The organism is Streptomyces murinus (genome assembly GCF_002154555.1).
GTDB lineage: Bacteria > Actinomycetota > Actinomycetes > Streptomycetales > Streptomycetaceae > Streptomyces > Streptomyces murinus.
Genome location: NZ_MUNF01000920.1, coordinates 1 through 962, shown reverse-complemented (window position 1 = coordinate 962; position 962 = coordinate 1). Strand labels below are relative to the sequence as shown.

2 protein-coding genes are annotated in these 962 nt (G+C 72.8%); both read left to right on the top strand.

Annotation, left to right across the window (positions count from 1 at the left end; translation table 11 throughout):
- Positions 1-145: 145 nt before the first annotated feature.
- Entirely contained in the window at positions 146-481 is a 336-nt protein-coding gene (locus CCN72_RS36585; RefSeq protein ID WP_143664337.1) for a hypothetical protein, read from the top strand.
- Positions 482-545: 64 nt separating this feature from the next.
- On the top strand, positions 546-821 hold the full coding sequence (locus tag CCN72_RS36580; protein WP_086812630.1) for a hypothetical protein: 276 nt from the start codon (positions 546-548) through the stop codon (positions 819-821).
- The last annotated feature ends 141 nt before the right edge of the window (positions 822-962 follow it).

The window sequence follows — 962 nt, the reverse complement described above, 5'->3', positions numbered from 1 at the left end:
GTCTTCGGGAGGGGCGAGGGGTGAGGGGCTGACGAGGGCCGTGCCGGGCCGTCGGATTTCGGGCGCACCTCGCGAGCGGCGGAGCCGGATATGGGTACTCATGCTGTTGGGGTTGCTCGTGGGACGGAGGTGCCCGGTGGGGTCGATGAGGGCCAGAGTGTTCGTCGGTGCGATCGGGATCGGCCTGCTCTGCGTTTCCGGGGGCGGCACGGCCGTCGCGGCGCAGGGCGCGAGCGTCCGGTACTGCGGAGCCGATCCCGTCTCCGGGCTCGGCGTGCTCGCGGGCAAGGGGGTGACCTGCGGCGTGGCCCGCCAGGTCGCGGCCGCCTATACGAAGGTCTGGCACGGCGCGCCGACCGGGGCCGAGGTGCGCGCGGCCGGGGCCCGCTGGAAGTGCGGGGAACGGCGGGGGAACCCCGATCCGTACCAGGCATGTGTGGAGGTGAAGGGCAGTGGGCGCGTCGTCACGCTGTCCTCCTGAGCCGTAGCCGTAGCCGTACGTACGACCCGAACGACCCGTCACACCGGAGGTTCCCATGAGGTCCATGCGAACGTTCGCGGCCGGTGCCGTCGCGCTTCTCGCGTTCTCCTTCGCCGTGCCCACGGCCCACGCCGCCGCCCCCCGGACCAACTGCGACAAGGCCCTCGCCGCCGCCCAGCAGGCGGAGCGGTACTACGACGGCCTGAAGACCGACCTGCTGCGCAGCATGGCCAACGGCGGACACCCCGGCACCGCCGAGCGGCAGGCGCTGCAAAAGGCCGAGAGCGTACGGAACTCGACGTCCACGGAGGCCGAGCACGTCTGTGCCGGCGCGTCCTGACCGACCGCCACCTTTTCGCGGCATGCCGCCTCGGCCGATCGAGCGGCATTCCGGGCCGCCCCGGAGTGGCGGCCCGGCCCCCCGCCCCTGACCCGGCATGGTCATGTGTTCATGCGACTGTGTACGTCCCTGGCCCCCGGC

Coding starts and splice junctions, on each gene's coding strand:
- CCN72_RS36585 (WP_143664337.1), top strand. CDS start 146: ATGAGGGCCAGAGTGTTCGTCGGTGCGATCGGGATCGGCCTGCTCTGC.
- CCN72_RS36580 (WP_086812630.1), top strand. CDS start 546: ATGCGAACGTTCGCGGCCGGTGCCGTCGCGCTTCTCGCGTTCTCCTTC.